This is a genomic window from Hyphobacterium sp. CCMP332, assembly GCA_014323545.1.
Classification (GTDB): domain Bacteria; phylum Bacteroidota; class Bacteroidia; order Cytophagales; family CCMP332; genus CCMP332.
Genome location: CP058647.1, coordinates 1,239,109 through 1,255,531 on the forward strand (window position 1 = coordinate 1,239,109; position 16,423 = coordinate 1,255,531).

The 16,423-nt window shown below is 36.5% G+C and carries 15 protein-coding genes; 9 read left to right on the forward strand and 6 right to left on the reverse strand.

The features are described 5' to 3' along the window. Positions 1-140 precede the first annotated feature (140 nt). The 5 genes from gldJ to HZR84_05410 all read left to right on the forward strand — a co-directional run bounded on the left by gldJ (position 141) and on the right by HZR84_05410 (position 6,067). On the forward strand, positions 141-1,325 hold the full coding sequence (gene gldJ, locus HZR84_05390) for a gliding motility lipoprotein GldJ (GenBank protein QNL21391.1): 1,185 nt from the start codon (positions 141-143) through the stop codon (positions 1,323-1,325). Positions 1,326-1,376: 51 nt separating this feature from the next. Next, complete coding sequence (locus HZR84_05395) at positions 1,377-2,462, forward strand: anhydro-N-acetylmuramic acid kinase (protein QNL21392.1); 1,086 nt, start codon at positions 1,377-1,379, stop codon at positions 2,460-2,462. Position 2,463: 1 nt separating this feature from the next. After that, complete coding sequence (locus tag HZR84_05400) at positions 2,464-3,690, forward strand: amino acid dehydrogenase (protein ID QNL21393.1); 1,227 nt, start codon at positions 2,464-2,466, stop codon at positions 3,688-3,690. A 107-nt stretch (positions 3,691-3,797) separates the two neighbouring features. After that, complete coding sequence (locus HZR84_05405) at positions 3,798-5,324, forward strand: sodium:proton antiporter (GenBank protein ID QNL21394.1); 1,527 nt, start codon at positions 3,798-3,800, stop codon at positions 5,322-5,324. A gap of 278 nt (positions 5,325-5,602) precedes the next feature. Further along, positions 5,603-6,067 (forward strand): AsnC family transcriptional regulator, encoded by a 465-nt coding sequence (locus HZR84_05410; protein ID QNL21395.1) that lies wholly within the window; start codon positions 5,603-5,605, stop codon positions 6,065-6,067. On the opposite strand, the gene HZR84_05415 is transcribed toward HZR84_05410, so the two are convergent. Beyond that, positions 6,056-7,423: an HTTM domain-containing protein gene (locus tag HZR84_05415; protein QNL21396.1), complete on the reverse strand. Its 1,368-nt coding sequence runs from the start codon at positions 7,421-7,423 to the stop codon at positions 6,056-6,058. The genes HZR84_05410 and HZR84_05415 overlap by 12 nt on opposite strands. Then, a complete protein-coding gene (locus tag HZR84_05420; GenBank protein ID QNL23200.1) occupies positions 7,401-8,189 on the reverse strand; it encodes an SDR family oxidoreductase in 789 nt (262 codons plus the stop codon). Before HZR84_05420 ends, HZR84_05415 begins: the two co-directional genes overlap by 23 nt. Before the next feature lie 77 nt (positions 8,190-8,266). Between HZR84_05420 and HZR84_05425 the strand changes: the two genes are divergently transcribed. Both HZR84_05425 and HZR84_05430 read left to right on the forward strand, forming a co-directional pair. Further along, complete coding sequence (locus HZR84_05425) at positions 8,267-8,791, forward strand: 3-hydroxyanthranilate 3,4-dioxygenase (GenBank protein QNL21397.1); 525 nt, start codon at positions 8,267-8,269, stop codon at positions 8,789-8,791. A 170-nt stretch (positions 8,792-8,961) separates the two neighbouring features. Then, positions 8,962-9,474: an ORF6N domain-containing protein gene (locus HZR84_05430; GenBank protein QNL21398.1), complete on the forward strand. Its 513-nt coding sequence runs from the start codon at positions 8,962-8,964 to the stop codon at positions 9,472-9,474. 17 nt (positions 9,475-9,491) lie between these two features. Here the strand turns inward: HZR84_05430 and HZR84_05435 are convergent, their stop codons facing one another. From HZR84_05435 to HZR84_05450, 4 genes are read right to left on the reverse strand one after another with little or no spacing between them, the layout of a single operon-like run. After that, positions 9,492-11,321, reverse strand: coding sequence for a T9SS type A sorting domain-containing protein (locus HZR84_05435; protein QNL21399.1), 1,830 nt, complete (start codon positions 11,319-11,321; stop codon positions 9,492-9,494). A 9-nt stretch (positions 11,322-11,330) separates the two neighbouring features. Then, entirely contained in the window at positions 11,331-13,514 is a 2,184-nt protein-coding gene (locus HZR84_05440) for a gliding motility-associated C-terminal domain-containing protein (GenBank protein ID QNL21400.1), read from the reverse strand. Continuing rightward, the gene (locus HZR84_05445; protein ID QNL21401.1) at positions 13,504-13,899 is read right to left on the reverse strand and encodes a T9SS type A sorting domain-containing protein; all 396 of its coding nucleotides are present in this window, start codon (positions 13,897-13,899) and stop codon (positions 13,504-13,506) included. Before HZR84_05445 ends, HZR84_05440 begins: the two co-directional genes overlap by 11 nt. Next, complete coding sequence (locus HZR84_05450; GenBank protein ID QNL21402.1) at positions 13,844-14,248, reverse strand: hypothetical protein; 405 nt, start codon at positions 14,246-14,248, stop codon at positions 13,844-13,846. The genes HZR84_05445 and HZR84_05450 overlap by 56 nt, the downstream gene beginning before the upstream one ends. 384 nt (positions 14,249-14,632) lie before the next feature. Here HZR84_05450 and kynU point away from each other — a divergent pair, with 384 nt between their 5' ends. Continuing rightward, positions 14,633-15,919 carry a kynureninase gene (gene kynU, locus HZR84_05455; protein ID QNL21403.1) on the forward strand — a complete coding sequence of 429 codons (1,287 nt, stop codon included), beginning with the start codon at positions 14,633-14,635 and terminating at the stop codon, positions 15,917-15,919. A gap of 99 nt (positions 15,920-16,018) precedes the next feature. Further along, positions 16,019-16,399, forward strand: a complete 381-nt coding sequence (locus HZR84_05460) for a hypothetical protein (protein ID QNL21404.1) — start codon at positions 16,019-16,021, stop codon at positions 16,397-16,399. The last annotated feature ends 24 nt before the right edge of the window (positions 16,400-16,423 follow it).

Sequence of the window (16,423 nt, forward strand, 5' to 3'; positions counted from 1 at the left end):
TTCTATTCTCGTTCGAAAGCAATAGAAATAATTAATTTTTATAATTTTAAGCCGCGGTACGTGTGTCTTGTAGATATTTACAATTAAACATATATTAGCGACTTAATATTTTGTGCACATTTGAATTTTATTATCAGGGTATGAAAAAGTCAACTGCTTTTAAAGCAATAGTGGCCATAGTAGCATCATCTTTCCTTTACGCCTGCGGAGGCGGAGGCGCATACAGGGATGCGAGTAATCCGGGTTCCAACAGTTCTGTAACCGGTTTGGGCTATAATGAAGAAGGTGGATTTGAAGTAAATGATTATAACGGACAACCCGAAGCGCCAAATATGGTCTTCATTCAAGGTGGTAGAACAACCTTGGGTTCGTCTGAAGAAGATATACTTAATCGTCATGACAATGTGGAGAGAACCGTTACGGTTGCCTCCTTTTTTATGGATATGACCGAAATTGCAAATATTCACTGGTTGGAGTATTTGTTTTATCTCAAAAGAGATTCATCTGAAGAAGTTTATGTTGCCTCTTTACCCGATACACTTGTTTGGGAAAGTGAGCTGTCATTTAATGATCCATATGTTGATCACTATTTGAGATATCCTGGATTCAGATATTTCCCTGTAGTTGGTGTAACATGGGAGCAAGCCAGTGATTACTGTGTTTGGAGAACAAAAGTGGTAAACCAAAAATTGGCAGAAGAAAGCGGAATAGAAGATATTCAATACGAAGGTAGAATTCCTTTGGAATCTGGTGTGGTTGTTCCAAGTTTCAGATTACCAACCGAGGCCGAATGGGAATATGCAGCCATAGCTTTGATTGGAACTCAATACCTTGATGAAAACCAATCTCACAAAAGAATTTATCCATGGGATGGCCATGCATTGAGAAATCCTTATGGTGCCGAAATGGGTACATTCCTTGCCAACTTTAAAAGAGGTAGAGGTGATTATGCAGGTATCGCCGGAAGGTTAAATGACGGCGCAATGATTACCGATCATGTATATGCTAATCCTCCAAATGATTACGGTCTCTATAATATGGCCGGTAATGTATCAGAATGGGTATGGGATGTATACCGACCACTATCTTTTCAACAGGTGGATGATCTTAACCCTATCAGAAGAAACGGATGGAAAGATGAGTCTGATCGTTACGACCCTACCAATAGTCTTATCGGCAATGAAGTAAGGGTATATAAAGGTGGTTCATGGCATGATCCTGCTTATTTCATGTCTCCAGGTACTAGAAGATACCTGGAACAGGATACTGCATTGGCAACACTTGGATTTAGATGTGCCATGATCAGTGCAGGTAGAAACCGATAGTTAAAATTATTATTAATTAAAAGCTGCTGTAAAAGGCAGCTTTTTTTGTTTATGGAAGTTCGAGTTTTGGGTTTAATGTCCGGTTCTTCGCTTGACGGAATAGATGTTGCCGATTGTACTTTCAAGATCAATCCTGAAAAGGTAAAATTTGAAATCAATACCGCGCTTACTTTAGCCTACCCAAAAGAATTGCAAGGTGCTTTATTGGAAGCAGCTCAAATATCCTCTAAAGATTTAAAATTACTTGACATCGAATACAGTGAATGGATCGCTGATAAATTGGAGCAATTTATAAAAGGACGATCAGAAATTTCCCTAATAGGCATTCATGGGCATACTGTATTTCACAAACCCAATGAAGGGTTTTCACTTCAGCTGGGTGATGGCCGGATCATTCATTCCATCGTTGGAGTGCCTCTTGTTACTGATTTTAGAAATGCCGATATCAAAGCCGGAGGACAGGGTGCTCCGTTATCACCTAAAGGTGATTTGGATCTTTTCCCCGATTATAAAGGATTCTTAAACCTAGGAGGAATTTCAAATTTTAGTGTCAAAACAAAGGAGCAATCAATAATAGGCTTTGACATTTGTCCTTTTAATCTGGCTTTGAATGAACTAGCTCAGAAAAAGGGATATGAATACGATAAGGATGGTAATTTGGCTTCACAAGGTTCAGTTATTGTGCCATTACTCGAAGAACTGAACGCCATCGAATACTATAAAAGTATTAAACCAAAAAGTATAGACAGGGTCTGGTATGAAAATACATTTCAACCAATTATTAAACGTTTTTATAATGATTATAAGCTTGAAGACATCATTCACACTGTGAACAATCATCAGGCCATTCAAATCTCCGCTGTTTTAAACCAATATTTGAATAAAGAAGAAAAAGTCCTGATTAGCGGCGGAGGAGCTCATAATGGCTTTTTTACAGAGCTGCTAAAATCAAAGATTAAGTCAAATTTAATTATTCCCGATGCCTCAATCGCAGATAATAAAGAAGCCATTATCTTTGCCTACCTGGCATTGCTAAAGGCTTTGGGAATGCCCAATTGTATTGCTCAAGTAACCGGGGCAAAAAGAGATAGCATTGGCGGGATGCTTTTTGGAAACTGTAACTTTAATAAGAATTAACATGTGGGATCTTCTTAAGAAATTTGAAAATAAACAGGCTGAAATCGTTTTTGAGTGGAACGACAACGAAACCGAAGCTGTAGGCTGGGTAGTCATCAATTCCCTTAGAAATGGAGCTGCAGGTGGTGGCACACGTATGCGACCGGGGCTTGACAGAAGAGAAGTGGAATCCCTCGCTAAAACCATGGAAATTAAATTTACCATTTCCGGACCGCAAATTGGAGGGGCGAAATCGGGAATCAATTTTGATCCGCACGATCCAAGAAAACAGGGTGTGCTCGAAAGATGGTATAAAGCAGTTATTCCTCTATTAAAAAATTATTATGGTACCGGTGGCGATCTTAATGTTGACGAAATTCACGAAGTAATTCCAATAACAGAAGACCTGGGACTATGGCATCCTCAGGAAGGTGTTGTAAATGGTTATTTTAATCCAAACGAACCTGAAAAAATCAGGAAAATCGGCCAGCTCAGACAAGGGGTATCCAAGGTAATAGAAGATCCTGAATTTATTCCATCGGGAAATAAAAAATACCACGTTGCAGATATGATCACGGGGTATGGCGTAGCCCAGGCGGTGAGAAGCTATTACGAAATATGGGGAGGGGAACTACAAAATAAGAAAGCAATTATTCAGGGCTGGGGAAATGTGGGCTCAGCTGCGGCCTATTTTCTTGCCAAATGGGGTGTATCCGTAGTTGGAATTATTGACAAGGCGGGTGGAGTGATAAAAAGTGATGGATTAAGTTATGAGGAGATTAAGCAACTCTTTGTCAATAAAATTGGGAATACTTTGATCGGCGAAAACCTCATTCCTTTTGAAAAAGCTAATGAAATCATTTGGAATCAAAAAGCTGACATTTTCATACCGGCTGCCGGTTCCAGATTGATCAAACAGGAAGAATTGCAAAAAATGATTGAAAATGGCCTCGAAGTTATTTCCAGTGGTGCCAATGTTCCCTTTGCAGATCCGGAAATTTTTATGGGGCCAATTGGAAAATACGCCGATCAGAATCTGGCTTTAATCCCCGATTTCATAGCAAATTGTGGTATGGCACGGGTTTTTGCCTATTTAATGGAAACCAACAAGGAGATTACCGATCAGTCGATATTTAACGATACCAGAAAAGTAATTCACAAAGCATTGTCGGCGGTTCACGACGAAAACAGTAATCGAACCAAACTGGCGGAGAAAGCATTTGAGATTTCTCTTAGACAATTGATATAATAAAATCGCATCAACAGCGATATAATAACTCAATATTTTATATTTAACAGTCATTATTTTGATAAATGATAAGGCAAAATCTATTTTTAAAGCCTGATTAGCATAGAATGCATTTAAAAACACTTTTCGGGTTTGTTTTCCTGATATCCGTATTTCTTTTTTCTGATATAAACGAAGCTTGTGCTTTGAATGAAATCAGTGCCGAGGAAATGGTTATGGATAATCCTGAGCATTCTGAGAGCAATGAATTACAAGTCCACGAAGAATTATCCGAACATGGTGAAGATGCCCATCACAGCGCTCTTGAACCGGCAGGCTGGGCAGTTATACCATTTGTGCTTCTTTTATCATTAATCGCAATAGGCCCGCTCCTCTTTGAACATTTCTGGCATAAAAATTATCCCAAAGTAGCAGTAGCGCTGGCAGCAATAGTTCTGGCCTATTATTTACTGTTTTTAGGCAATACCCATGAACCGGTTCATGCTTTTTTCGAATATTTTCAATTTATCAGCTTACTTTCTGCCCTGTTTATTGCTTCAGGTGGGATTTTAATCAATATCGATAAAGAAGGTAAACCTTTGACCAATGTTATCTTATTGCTGATCGGTGCGGTAATAGCCAATCTTATTGGGACTACGGGAGCTTCAATGCTTTTGATAAGACCCTATATTCGACTAAACAGAAATCGGGTCAAACCCTATCATATCGTTTTCTTCATATTTATTGTCAGCAATATTGGTGGATCATTGACCCCTATTGGAGATCCTCCACTATTTCTCGGTTTCTTGAAGGGTGTACCCTTCCAGTGGACAGTAATTCATAATATTCTTCCCTGGGCTTTTGGAATTGGTTTACTTTTGATATTATTCTATTTGTACGATCGGCGCAATACCTCGAATTACTTTCCCGATGAGGAAATTAGCTATACTGGTAAACTGAGTATAAGGGGAAAAAAGAATTTTATTTGGTTAGCAATTATAATTATTGCTGTATTTCTCGATCCCAATTTGCCCGGTTTTGAATGGGTCCCCGGGGTTGAGATAAACGGAGCAACCTTCTCTTTTGTCAGAGAAACGATAATGCTTTCATGCGCCTTCTTCAGCTATAAATTTGGAAATACCGAACTTTTGAAAGAAAATGATTTTGACTTTGAACCAATAAGGGAAGTTGCTTTCATTTTCATTGGGATTTTTGCCACCATGATGCCGGCCCTTCAAATGGTTGGTGAGTTTGCTCAAAGTCCTGCCGGTGCAAAACTTATTACATCAAATACTCTGTATTGGGGTACGGGATTTCTTTCGGGATTTCTGGATAATGCCCCCACTTATTTAAATTTCCTGGCAGCAGCAATGGCCTCTAAAGGAGCGAGTATATCTGATTTCGATGCGGTAGTTGAATTTGCCCGCAATGGATTTACAGATTCCACGCTTCAACTTAAGGCAATTTCTATAGCGGCAGTATTTTTTGGTGCCTTAACATATATAGGAAATGGTCCAAATTTTATGGTAAAATCCATTTCAGAACAAATCGGAATTAAAATGCCCTCATTTTTTGGTTATATACTTAGGTTTTCGATTCCGATTCTCATACCTCTCCTCCTTTTGGTATGGTTGATATTTTTTGCATTCGCTTAAAGCTGTAGGGGGAGGATTCGAACCTCCAAGAAGTCGTTAGCCCCGAAGCTCAATTTAGCATCTTAAAAGATCTTAAATTGATCTTACGGAGTTTATCCGAAACTCTTCACCCCCGAGACAGGAGGGCATGTCTGCCTATTTCATCACCCCACAGTATGAATGTAAAAGTAATAAATACACAAACTAATTATATATTATTTATCTTATTAGCGTAATATATACAGTATATTTAAATTTAATTGTATTAATTTACTAATTATATAATTCTTTAATTAATTATGGATGATTTTTACAGAATCGATAATACGGATAAGGCTATTTTGAATATTCTTATGAAGGATGCCCGCAAACCCTACAGTGAAATAGCCAGGCTCGTCCATGTTTCTCCAGGAACAGTTCATGTGAGGATGCACAAAATGGAAGAAGCGGGAATCGTAAAGGACTCAAAGCTCTTTATTGACTATGCCAAATTGGGTATAGATATTACTTCTTTTATCGGTATCCATCTTGAAAAAAGCGCTTTATTTAAGAATGTTAAAAACGATCTTGAAAAAGTCGAGGAAATCACCAATCTATTTTACACCACGGGTATTTACGGATTACTCGCTTTAATCCGATGCAGGGACACGGCCCATCTCCGGGAAATTGTACAGGACAAAATTCAGTCTATAAAAGGTATTCAGAGAACAGAAACAATGATCAGTTTGGAAGAAAGTATATCCAGGCCATATTTACTTCGCTGAACGCATATCTTCAATGTTTGCTCCCGGATAGGGCCATATCCATTCTGCATGTCTGAAATGATCCCAATCTACATGCGCCATATCGTAATCAGACTTAAATAAGGGATATGCTTTACCTCCATTTAAGGTGACCCATCCCCGAATAAATATACTGATGTCCTGGCCGGAATATTCTTTTTTTATAATCTGAACAAACTGCCACATCATATCCGGGTGGGTCGCAACGCGAACATATTGTTTTGGTGTTAAATAATCCAAGGGTTGTACTACTTTTCGCTGGCCGGATTCATTGTCAATTACGTTGATATGCATTCTTCCCTGTTTGGTTCTCAACATCATTCTCCAAGACATTCTATGCCCTTCTTCGGTCCAGTTGACATCCCCTTCAATAAAATGATGACGTATAGGCAAAATCAATTGAATTGCGAACCAAAGGGTGAATGACATTAAAATCAATCTTTGATTGGAAGTACTTATATGCAGGTTATTGCTTTGTTCAAATTTGGGGTAAATATTTCGCCTTCGATTCAAAAATGTGCGAAGTTCCCGGCCATTATAGAAAAATAGCAATAAGGCCAAAGCCATGTATGGAAAAACGCCAATTTGAAAAACAACGGAGTTAAACAAATGAAAAAAGAAAGCTACAAATACAGCGTATTTTCGAGTTTTTCTCCAGAGTAAAGCGGGAACAACAAGAAAGTCAAAGACGATGCCTCCCCATGAAATAATTATCTGAAACCAATGTTGACTTAGCAAAGGTCCAAGTATGGGGTAATCGTATTTTGAAAGAAATAACTGTTCTACAGAATTGTATCCTACCCAATCCGTATTCCATTTTGCCACACTAGCATAGATATAAAATATGGCACTTTGCAAAATGAAAACCCAAATTATTCCCCGGATACAAACATTGGATTGAATCTTTGGATTGTATTTTGCATCGAGTGAAAAGGAGCGGTTGGCGGGAAGAAAGATTTGAATAAATGTCAGCAGGACCATTAAATAATAATGATTATTATAATTAGTCTTTTGCATCAAATAGGCGCCGGACCAAAGCAGGAAATAGGCAATTGCAGCAAGTCTGTATTTCCAGCCCAGCATGATCATGAGTCCAAAGAGGCCCATGATGAAAAAATAATAATACATGCCATTTCCCGGCAGAGGAGAAAGAAAATCAAATGGAATAAATACGAAGGTGTGTTTCGGAATAATATAAGCCCTGGCCACCCAACCGGTGAGAATGGCCCCAAAACCCTCAGCTGCCAATAAAAATCCAAAAGCAACCCTGAAAAGCGCCAGAGGAGCTATATCTACATTTTCAAAAAATCTGTTTTTATAAATTTCCAGTCCTGCCACCGTCAACGGGTATGTTTATTCCATTAATATAAGCAGCCGAACTTGTGCAAAGAAAGGCAATGGCCTGCGCGACCTCTTTTGGTTCGGCAAATCGTCCTGCAGGAATTTCACTTTTTAGCTCATCCATAATTTCCTCTTCAGATTTTGAAGCTTTATTGGATTTTCTTGAAATTATAGCATCTAGTCGTTGCGTTTGTGTTGCGCCCGGTAAAACATTATTTACGGTAATTCCATATTCACCCAATTCCATTGAAAGCGTTTTGGCCCAATTGGCCACGGCACCCCGAATGGTATTTGAAACGCCAAGACCGGGAATGGGTTGTTTTACAGATGTAGATATGATATTTACAATTCGGCCATAACCAGAGTTTCGCATCAGGGGCGCAAGGTTTTGAGCCAGAATTTGATTACAGATTAAATGCGCGTTAAAAGCAATTCTAAAATCCTCGAGTTCCGCATCAATGGCTTTGCCGGCAGGAGGGCCTCCTGTATTGTTGATGAGTATTTCCCAGGTATTAAATTCTTTTAGATAACTCTTTAAATTCTTTTCCAAACCTGAGGGATCCATAAAATCTGCTACAATATAATTATGGGGCAATTCGGGGCAACTCGGCAATCCCTGCACCATATTTTTGAGTGCTTCTTCATTTCTGGCAATGAGGGTGACATGTGCGCCCATTTCTGCCAGTTCGATGGCAGTTGATTTTCCTATTCCCTGACTGCTTCCACAGACTATTGCTTTTTTGCCTTTAAGATTTAAATCAATCATTTTTAATTCCTTTTACAATTTCAAATCTAATTGTTATTTATTTTTTATTTTGGAGATATACAAATTCATTTCTCATGGCTATTAGCAGACCCTTTAATCTACAAAAATGGATCGATGAAAACAGGCACATTCTCAAACCTCCTGTTGGTAATAAAAATTTATACGCCGATGCCGGAGATTATATTGTAATGATCGTCGGTGGACCGAATGCACGAAAAGACTATCACTATAATGAAACCGAAGAGTTGTTCTACCAGCTGGAAGGCGATATCAATGTCAGAATACAGGAAGATGGAAAAGCGGTGGATATTCCGATAAAAGCCGGTGAGATGTTTCTATTGCCGGCAAAGGTGCCGCATTCCCCTATGCGAAGCGAAGGTTCAGTGGGTTTGGTCGTAGAATTGAAAAGAGAAAGTGCCAAAGACGGTTTGTTATGGTTTTGCGATAACTGCAATAATAAATTGCATGAAACTTATTTCACTCTTCACAATATTGAGAAGGACTTTTTACCAAGGTTTAAGGAATTCTATGCCTCCAAAGAAATGAGAACCTGTGATAAATGCGGTACAGTGATGGAAGCGGATGACAGGTTTGTATAAAGCAAGAATTAATAATGGAGAATGGAAAATTTTCAATGCATAGTTCCATTTTATCTATTTAAGCTTCACACAGCCAGATAACATCTACATACATTTACTGAAAAAATACTTTTCTGTTTTAATAATATTGAATGAAGATAGGTCGCACAAATTGTGATACCACTTCAATTATGAACGTAGTTAAGGCAGAAAGAGAAATTGCAAACCAGATTCTAATTTTAAGAGGTCAGAAGGTTCTTTTGGATATTTATCTTTCTCCGCTTTATGAGATAGAAACAAGAGTTCTTAAGCAACAAGTAAAACGAAATTTCAATCGATTCCCTGATGATTTTATGTTAGAACTTAACGATAAAGAAACTGAATTAATGGTATCACAAAATGTGATACCTCATAAGGGTGTTTTGGGTGGTGCAAAACCAATGGCATTTACAGAACAAGGTATAGCTATGCTTTCCGGTGTATTAAATAGCAAAAGAGCGATCGATGTCAATATAGCTATTATGAGAACCTTTGTTCACTTGAGAAAAATGTTTTTAGAAAATAAAGAATTAAACCAAAGAATTGCTGAACTCGAAAAGAAATACGATGAACAATTTCAAAGTGTTTTCGAAGCAATTAAACAATTAATAAATAATAAAAGTGAGCCAAGAAAGTCCATAGGTTTCAAAGTCAAAAATTCGTAATTCTTAATTCGTAATTTTCAATTCACCAAAAGCTTCCCATTAACAACCCCCCTCTCATTCTCAATTCTGTAGATATAGACACCTTCATTCCAGGAGGAAACATCTAAAAGCTCGGATTTTGAATCAATTTTTATAGAACGAATTTTTACACCTCTGATATCGAAGATCTGTATTATTCCTTCGGCTCTTTCTGAAAATTCGAAATTGATTTGGCTGCTGGCCGGATTGGGGTAGACTTTTAATGAATTATATTCTTCTTCATTAATTCCACTAACAACAGAAATAGTATCTGAATAATCCACACAACCATAATAATTACTCAATTCAGCATGATAATTTCCGCTTCCGATGAGTTTAATTTTGTTACTATTGGCCCCGGGGATCAATTGGTTGTTTCGGTACCATTGGACATTTAAATTTTCATTATTTATACCGATACTATCATTATCCTTTGAAATGGTTGATTCAAATTTGAAATATTGACAGTTGATAATATTTGCTATTAAATATTGTTGTTGCTGTGGATTATTAATAATTGAAATTGTATCAATAACTGATAAAGAATCAGTTATTTTCTTAGAGACTAATTGTGATCCGACATTATAAGAATTTAACTCAAACCTTACGTTTGTAGATACATTTGATGTTAGTTTCAAACTATCCATATCAATTATTGAAATACTAAAGAGAGAATTATTAAAATCACTATTATTCAAAGCAATTCCATTTGGATGAATCCATAAATCAGAAATTACTTCTCCATCCACTAGAAATTGTTGACCCATTCTACTTACTTGTGAACCTCCAAAAGCCACACCACTTGTCGTTGGACTCATAATACCGTTAGGATATTTATAATAACCTAAATGCTGCGGGCCAGAATAGGAGTTATTAGCTGGGAATAGGTTTTCTATGCTGTCGTTAAACTCAAAATTTAGCGGGGCTCCTTTTGAACCATAATTAAATGAAGATATTGGAACACCTAGCGGGGCAGAAAAATTTCGGCTTGAGATGAGATTCAATCCCGAGTCCAACAGAATATAAGCCAAACTATTTATTGATAAATTGGGATTTATATTGGGAGCTTGAAAATAATATCCTGAATAAAGCAACTTCTTAGAAAATGGATTAAAATCCATTCCAGCATAAACTTCTGATGCTGAGCTACCAAGGTTTACACCATCTATTATATTGCCAAAAGAATCCAATCTACAAATAAAAGCATCAGAATAATTTGAAACATTCGAAATTGAGTCCTCTATTAAGGAATCTTGACCATAAACCAAGAAATTATCGAATAATCCGGTAATAAGAATGTCATTTCCATCAACTGCAATGTCAAAAATTTCATTTATTGCTTTTGGTAGTGCATTTAAGTTTTTGAAATTGCCGCTGTAGCTGAAATTCACTAAGAAATATTGAAAGTCCGAAAAGCCTTGGTCGTTTTCTTCAAAAATTGTGTCATTCCCCCAACTTAGAAAATCATCAAAGCGTCCAAGTAAAGAGATACTTTCATTTGTTTTTATTATGTCATTATAAAAAGCTAGTCCTTGATGATTATAAAACCAAAGTAGATTGCCAATAGGATCAACTTTTAAAAATGAAACACTTGCGTAAGGTACATTATCTGATATGATTGTATCATTTGGAAAATTTAATTGACCCGGATGACTAAATAATAAGAATTTATTTCCGAAGACATCTTCCTCTCCTAGATATAATGACGTTGCATTTAAATTTTGATAATGAATGCTTTGAATAGAATAATTGAATTGTGAAAGCCCATAAACGGGTAATAAAATAAAAAGAAGCAGATAAATAAACAGTTTATAATTAATTGATGTCATTGCATTTACTTACTTAATCAACTTAACAAATCCTTTAATTTCTTTTATACTATTATTGCACAATTTAAAATTTAAGGAATAGAAATAGTCCCCATCAGGAACATTCAACCCGTCCCAATACACATTAGGATCATTTGTATCAAAAACCTTCCTTCCCCAACGGTTGTAGATTGTTAAGTTAAAACCTTCAGGATTGATGTACTCTGAATAAGGTTTGAAAAGGTCGTTATAACCGTCGCCGTTTGGGGTGAAGACGTTTACCTGATTTATCACATTGTCGCTTTCAAAGTTTACTGCAAAAGTAAAAGTGGTATCAAAGCACTGATTGAAGACATTTACATTATATATTCCCGTTTTCTCAAAATTTCTTGTGTTTTGATTATTTGAATCATACCATCTTAAGCTCCATTCACCCTCTGGGATCGAGATTTCCACTGAATTCTCATTGCAGGAATTAATCACTGTGTCTGAAATTGAATTTACTGCATTTGGAAGTACGCGTACTTCCCAGGTATTCGAAATCGAATTGCAGGTATTGTATGCCGTCTGCACAAATGTACCTTCCTCTTCAATTTGAATGCTCATTTCTTTTTCACCCGTATTCCATATAAAATTTGCTGAAGAACTTTCAATACCAAGGTCTCCAATTAATACGGATTCATTTTCACAAATCAATGTATCAATGCTCAATGGGCCCTCTAATTTCAGTTCAATGTTTACAAATTCAACTATGGTATCCGCTGTGGTTCTGTATTCAACTTTATGCAGACCTGGAGATTGAAATTGATATGATAAATTTTCCTGTGTAAATATTTTTCCAACAGACTCATTCTTTTCTTTAATATCCCACTCGACAAATGGATTGCAACCTGTATTGTAAGATTTAAGAATACTGGTATCACCAAAACAAACATTTTCAATTACAATAGTCTTTTCATCATTGTAATTTCCTCCAATAGCCATGGGAAATTTTCCTGTAGAATTATTGGATTTATAAAAATATCCACCGGTTTCAAAATCCATTAATTTAAAAACCTCTTTATCACTACAATCTCCGGGTAACTCTAAAACCGACATTTTCAATTTTGCTGAATCTGTATAAATTGAGCCGTTATAAGTTTCATTTGTGAAATAGATTTTATTCCGAAACTTTTTCATTTGCGCAAGATTTATTTCATCCTTTCTTACATCAGAGTAGTCCGAACTTTTATAAATCGTAGTTGAATCCAATAAATTAAATTTATTGTCAAATCTATATTTCAATAGCCTATTTCGATATGCATTCTCCACGAAATAGAGTGTTCGACATTCCTCTGAATAAACAAAAGATCTGATTTCTTGTATTTCATTGAAAAAAGGGTCATAAACAGGAATAGCTATTTTTCTTACTTCTTTAAATTGGCCTCTTTCTCTGTCAAATTCACCTATACACAAATAAATTTGATCCAGATTGTGATGCACGTAGAATAGATTCTTTCCACTTGGGCTACAATACATTTGAGAGTTAGGATATTTTCGAGATATATCAGAACGGATAGCGGAACTTGTAAATATTGTGGGGTTAGCTTCAATACCAGAACTATCAATGCTCCAAACCAGAATGTTCCCATCAATTTCCCTACCTACCAACCAATAATCACGTTCGTTCGCATGTTTGATGATTGTCAATTGATCAGAATAAAAATCGTAGAACTTATTTTGCCTAGAAATCAATTCGCCGCGTTGTGTCATTGAATTATAGCTCCACAAAGCATATCCAATTGTAGAATCTAAATCAAAAGGAACAAAACTACCATCAAAATATCTGTATTGATCAAAATTTGTTCTTATAATCAAATAAATGGAATCAGATCCAGGCATTTTGACTATTCCACCGGTTTCGGATACTCCACTCGAAATGTTTCCTGTAATAGAGTCTGCCAATAAGGAATCTGACAAATTGTGATTCATGATGCAGAATAGATCAGTATAAAATAGTACTTCTCCGCATTTATTGCTCACAGTTATATTTGGAGTACCTGAACTATGAGGAAAAACATTATCAATCAATTCAAAATTTGGAGGACTAGATCTCCAATCGATAAGTAATTTATCATTCCAGCCATTTAAATCCATAAGCCAAAGCTCAGAATTCTGAGCCTTGGCTGAATTTAAAATTAGAAATAGAAATAATATGATTAATCTAAAGAACATTCAGTTTTATAGGATATTCTTTTCCTTCACTAATTATTTTAATTACGTAAACTCCACTTTTTAGATTTTCTGAGTTGTATTTATAATTGTTGCCTTCATATTCAAATTCATCTATTTTAGAACCATTCAAATCATAAATTGCGACATATTTGTAACCGGGATCAAATGAAATTATTGAAAAAGAATTTGAACTTGGGTTTGGATAAACGGTAAAATCACTCTCAAGTATATTTCCTAATTCTCCTCTTTTATGTTCATCACCTTCGTCAGAACAAAGAGCACCTTCCGGAGCTACATTTGGATTCTGAATTGTTACTTCATAGACTGGATTAATACCTACACATTCCTTCTCCTCCACCTCCAATGGCCATAATAGCGTTCCCATCTTTGAATTTATAGACTGAGATTGCCCTATTTTCAGCTTCATTATCCCAAATGATAATTATTTCATTTTTAGATATTAGGTTTTCGCTTACATCGTTAATATTTGTTTGGGTCAAATTATCATTCACTTTTAATGCACCTAAAGTTTTAACCATATAGGACTCTTCAGCGCCTAATTCAGGAAGGATGTATGTAATAGGTTCACTAGTTATAGGTATATCAAATATTTGCTCAATAGGATCATAATTATTATCGCCTTGAGAGGCAATTATTTTGTTTGAATAGATTAATCCTAATCCGGTCAATCCAATCATAAAAAGGGTTAAAAAGTAGCTTTTGATTTTCATCATTTCCATTATTTATTGTTTATCAATTATTTACAAAAAATACAGGCCGCATATAAGGACTCCAACACAGGTCAAAATCCTGCGACGTTAATTGATTTGGAAACGATGCGCAATGAAATTCGCGATCAATGGTTACTACATAGCTAAGGATTTATTTTTTTAAAAACAAGCGTGAACTAATTACTTAATATTTAAGTAAAATGAAAACATGATCTGAAAAGTGCAATCCGTAGTCCGGCGTCTGTAGTCTGAAATAAATGCTACCTCCTCCTTCTTTCGTATTTTGTATTTCGAGAAAGGTCATATCTTTTACATTGTATCCATAGTAAGGTCAAGTGTACTGCCTACGTATAAACTTCGGCAATTAAAAATTCTTAATTTCGTCCAATGAATTTCAATAGCTCCGCTGAATTCGCAAAAGAGCAAGATCAAAATGATCCGCTTCGCTCCTTTCGAAGTCAATTTCATATTCCGCAACACAAAGGCCAGGATACGGTCTATTTTACAGGCAACTCGCTGGGATTGCAACCCAAAAGCACCAAAAAATATATTGAAGAGGAGCTATCAGACTGGGCTGAACATGGTGTGGAAGGTCATTTTGATGTGTCTAAGCGTCCCTGGTTTCACTATCATAAATTTTCAAAAAAAGCACTGGCCAATCTTTTTGGAGCAAAGGAACTCGAAGTGGTTTCCATGAATAATCTAACAGGAAACCTACATTTAATGATGGTGAGTTTCTTCAGGCCTGAAGGAAAAAGAAACAAAATCATGATTGAGTCGGGAGCTTTTCCTTCTGATTATTATGCAGTGGAAAGTCAGCTTCGTTTTCATGGACTAAATCCCGAAGAACATCAAATTGAACTCAAGCCCAGATCAGGAGAATACACTTTGCGTACCGAAGACATTATTGCTTCAATCGAAAAACACGCAGATGAGCTGGCGCTGGTCATGTTTCCCGGAGTTCAATACTATACCGGCCAGTATTTTGATCTGGAAAAAATCACCAAAGCAGCGCATTCTGGTGGTGCAAAAGCCGGTTTTGATCTGGCGCATGCAGCAGGAAACCTACCCATGAAACTTCATGACTGGAATGTTGACTTTGCCGTCTGGTGCAGCTATAAATATCTGAATTCAGGTCCTGGAGGTATATCAGGTATCTTTGTGCATGAAAAACACGCCGAGAATAAAGATCTCCCGCGCTTTGCCGGATGGTGGGGCTACAATGAGGAAAAGCGTTTTCAGATGAAACCCGGTTTCGATCCAATGACCGGAGCTGATGGCTGGCAACTGAGCAACGTAAATGTGCTCACTTCTGCGGCTCATCTGGCTTCTCTCGAAATCTTTGAAGCAGCAGGAATAGAAAATCTCCGTAAAAAAAGCCTTCATCTGACAGCTTATACTGAATATCTTTTGGAAGATATCAATTCAGGTCTAAGTGAAAAACAGATAGACATCATTACGCCAAAAGATCCCAATCAGAGAGGGGCGCAGCTATCATTGATAATGAAGCAAAATGGCAAAGCTATATTTGACTATTTAAGCAAAGAAGGCGTCATCGCGGACTGGCGTGAACCCGATGTCATCCGAATTGCACCTGCCCCTCTTTACAACAGCTATGACGATTCTTTTAAGTTTTATTCCATATTAAAGAAATATTACAATATTGGGAATTGATTTCCCAATTTGGGACATTTTATGAATCTTAAATACCGATTACAGTCTTGAATCGCTGTTGGACTCCTATTTGCCTTATACAGGTCAAAATAGAGAGTCATGAAAAATCAAAAAATCGAAACCCTGCAAAATGAATTGGAAGTATTAACCAAACGATTCAATGATAACATGAAGAAAATTTCTTCTTTGCTGAAATTCACCAAAGATCAAGAGCATTTTTCTAATGGAATATCGGAAGTTACAAATATTGAAAAAGCAATTAATGAAAGATTACTTCTTATAAAAGAGAACTTTCAGATCAATTGGGCAAGAGTGGATATAATCAGACAATTGAAAGATTCGCAAAACAAAATGTGTAGCATTGAGAGCTCAAAAAGAAATGCCATCTGTTCCGGTGACTTCTTTGAGAACTGGAAAGAAGATTACGAGAATAAGGGAGATTTCCTGATGGTAGAAATCATCGATATTTTAAACAATTAAGCATTTTAATTATTCTTATATTCA

Bases quoted from the DNA above. Each gene is read 5' to 3' on its own strand.
- gldJ (QNL21391.1), top strand. From the start codon at position 141: ATGAAAAAGTCAACTGCTTTTAAAGCAATAGTGGCCATAGTAGCATCA.
- HZR84_05460 (QNL21404.1), top strand. From the start codon at position 16,019: ATGAAAAATCAAAAAATCGAAACCCTGCAAAATGAATTGGAAGTATTA.
- HZR84_05425 (QNL21397.1), top strand. From the start codon at position 8,267: ATGGCTATTAGCAGACCCTTTAATCTACAAAAATGGATCGATGAAAAC.
- HZR84_05395 (QNL21392.1), top strand. From the start codon at position 1,377: ATGGAAGTTCGAGTTTTGGGTTTAATGTCCGGTTCTTCGCTTGACGGA.
- HZR84_05435 (QNL21399.1), bottom strand. From the start codon at position 11,321: ATGACATCAATTAATTATAAACTGTTTATTTATCTGCTTCTTTTTATT.
- HZR84_05400 (QNL21393.1), top strand. From the start codon at position 2,464: ATGTGGGATCTTCTTAAGAAATTTGAAAATAAACAGGCTGAAATCGTT.
- HZR84_05405 (QNL21394.1), top strand. From the start codon at position 3,798: ATGCATTTAAAAACACTTTTCGGGTTTGTTTTCCTGATATCCGTATTT.
- kynU (QNL21403.1), top strand. From the start codon at position 14,633: ATGAATTTCAATAGCTCCGCTGAATTCGCAAAAGAGCAAGATCAAAAT.
- HZR84_05430 (QNL21398.1), top strand. From the start codon at position 8,962: ATGAACGTAGTTAAGGCAGAAAGAGAAATTGCAAACCAGATTCTAATT.
- HZR84_05440 (QNL21400.1), bottom strand. From the start codon at position 13,514: ATGTTCTTTAGATTAATCATATTATTTCTATTTCTAATTTTAAATTCA.
- HZR84_05410 (QNL21395.1), top strand. From the start codon at position 5,603: ATGGATGATTTTTACAGAATCGATAATACGGATAAGGCTATTTTGAAT.
- HZR84_05445 (QNL21401.1), bottom strand. From the start codon at position 13,899: ATGGGAACGCTATTATGGCCATTGGAGGTGGAGGAGAAGGAATGTGTA.
- HZR84_05450 (QNL21402.1), bottom strand. From the start codon at position 14,248: ATGATGAAAATCAAAAGCTACTTTTTAACCCTTTTTATGATTGGATTG.